General features: G+C 46.0%; 3 protein-coding genes. All 3 read left to right on the forward strand.

The genetic code is table 11. The features are described 5' to 3' along the window. The first annotated feature begins 46 nt into the window (after window positions 1–46). A complete protein-coding gene (locus AACR41_RS00170) occupies window positions 47–328 on the forward strand; it encodes a hypothetical protein (RefSeq protein WP_030008332.1) in 282 nt (93 codons plus the stop codon). 20 nt (window positions 329–348) lie between these two features. Then, entirely contained in the window at window positions 349–582 is a 234-nt protein-coding gene (locus tag AACR41_RS00175) for a hypothetical protein (RefSeq protein ID WP_030008333.1), read from the forward strand. A gap of 567 nt (window positions 583–1,149) precedes the next feature. Further along, entirely contained in the window at window positions 1,150–2,382 is a 1,233-nt protein-coding gene (locus tag AACR41_RS00180) for a protein rep (protein WP_030008334.1), read from the forward strand. Window positions 2,383–2,556: the final 174 nt, after the last annotated feature.

Raw genomic sequence — 2,556 nt, forward strand, 5'->3', positions numbered from 1 at the left:
GTAATGGGAGGAAGCTCTACCAAGTCAATGGAGGGAGAAAGCAACCATGGCTAATGTCCCCAAGGGAGGCCGTGGGAAGAAAGCCCCCTATAAGAGCAAGGCTGTTTGGGTGCCTGTTGACTTAGAGCCTGCCATTGAGAAGCTCGTCAGCGACTACAGGGAAACATTGCTCACTGGAGAAGCCCCTAGCAGTGATGAGCCGTTGCCCTTCAATGAAGCTTTAGAATTAGCCAAGAAGTTGATGAGGGCAAAAAAATCCAAACAGGAAACAATAGAAAAACTCCTTAGAGGTATTTATGGAGGGAATGAAGATATAATAAATCTGTAACCATTACCTTTAGAAAACTCATGGCATACCGCGAGAAATCAGCCGTTTTACTTGTAGACTTATTAGACCGTTTGAAGGACTCCACCGTCCTCCTTGATTCTGCCCTGTGTCTGCTAGATAGTCGCCCTGCCAATGACGACCCAATACCAGGGAAAGTTGGCTACCTTATCGGCCTTTATCAAGCAGATTTACTCAGCCTTATCGAGATGTTTGAAGATGATTTTGCTGAGATAGAACCTAAATTGACCTGTTAGAAAATAGCGGTTATTATTGAAGCAATACGCTCTGCCGGAGGGCAACGTAGGAAAGGTAATAACCACGGAGTCCCTGGGTCATAGTCCTGAAGTGAGTAAGGCAGACCCAGGGATTCTGATTTTGGCCTACCCGGTGGATTACCTTTAGAAAACTCATTGCTCTGCCCTTGGCACTCACCAGAAGGGCATAAACCAGAAAATCTATTTTTGACTGACTGGTCAAAAATGGGCATGGCTACTTCTGGCAACGTGGCGATCGCCCCCTTGTTCCCGTCATAACTCTCACGCTCCCATAACACATTTTTTGAAATTTGTGCGATCTAATCAAGCCCTTAAGGGGTTGTGCAGGTTTCACACAGGTACACTAACCCGCCTGTAGATAGGAATTCTCCCAGGGCAAAAAACCTGCCTTTTCCTTATCTTGATTATATAGGCACAACTTTCAGGCCAGAAGAAACGCCAGAAGCGAAGCGACACAAGCGTTTCAAGTTTATTGACAGCGTAGAAGCCCCCTGACTATGATGGGAGTTACCACACTTCCACAACCAATAGTTAGAGGGCTTCACAATGCCTAGAACAAAAGATTCACAGGACTTAGATAAGTCCTATCTTACCGCTCTATCCCCTGCTGACTCAAGCTTTGACAGCCATAAATCAGCAGCTGTGGAGGTAGCTGAACTGTACCAACTGGATACAGGCGACGGGTATGAAGGCTTTCTGTCAGGGAACCAGCTGGTCTACTTTGGCAAAATGGCAACCAAAATTGAGAGGTGTGGTGCCTGGTTGCGTTTTGTCCAAGGTCAAGAACGGCTTAAGCTTGTCGAAGCCAGATTCTGTAAATCCCCCAACTGTCCCATGTGCCAATGGCGAAGAAGCCTTAAATGGAGGGCAAAATTCCTGTCTATCCTGCCAATGGTTCAGGAGCAGTTTCCTACGCATAGATGGATTTTTCTGACCTTCACCCTCAAGAATTGTCAGCTGTCAGCCCTCCGATCAGAAGTCAAAAAGCTAAATACGGCCTTTAACAGGCTCTCTAAGCTCTCAAAGTTCCCAATGGAGGGTTGCGTCAAATCAGTGGAAGTGACGCGCTCCTGGGATTGCTATGACGCATTTACGGGGAAATTCTTGGGCAGGCATGGCTCAAAATGGATTTATCACTACCAGCAACAACACAACACGGCGATCCGTGTGGAACCGACAGATGAAGTACATCCTCACCTCCATGTGGTCGGCATGGTCAAGGCTTCTTACTTCACAAGAAACTATCTCAAGCACTCAGAATGGCGTGAGATGTGGCGACGGTCGGCACGGGTGGACTATGACCCAATGGTCAATGTCCAGACCGTCAAGTGCAAAAAAGGGCAGAAGCTTATCCCCACTGCTGATGAGTTTTCTAAAGATAATGCCACCGATACCAGTGGGATGATATCAGCCATTTGTGAAACCTTGAAATATACCGTCAAGGAACAAGATTTAATCGGTGAAGGCTGTGAAGATAAAGAAGCCAACAGCCTCTTTTTAAAACAAATAACTGAACAGTTATATAAGATGCGACGGGTAGAATACCGTGGCGTTCTCAAGGAGATAGGTAGGGAACTAGAAGAAGCAGAAAATGGTGACCTAGTTAATATCAATGATGAGGATAAAGAGCCAGAAGCAGGCGACCTAGAAGAAGTAAGTTTCAAATGGGTAAACGCCCTAGGCCGATATGTGAAGGTCAAGACCTATGATGAGCTGATAGACCAAGGTGACATAGAGCCAGACGATACGCCATTTGATGATTCTGAGTTACCTTATTAAACTCCTTAGAAGTTTATGCTATGATAAATCTGTAAACTCCTTAGAGGTTTATGGATGACCAACATTCCCAAGGGAGGAAGGGGCAAAAAAGCACCTTACCGAACCAAGACGATCAGAATTCCAGTGGAGCTAGAGCCATTGGTAGAGAAGCTCATCAGTGACTACCGTGACAAA

This window comes from Picosynechococcus sp. NKBG042902, from assembly GCF_963864045.1.
In the GTDB taxonomy this organism is placed as follows: domain Bacteria; phylum Cyanobacteriota; class Cyanobacteriia; order Cyanobacteriales; family MRBY01; genus MRBY01.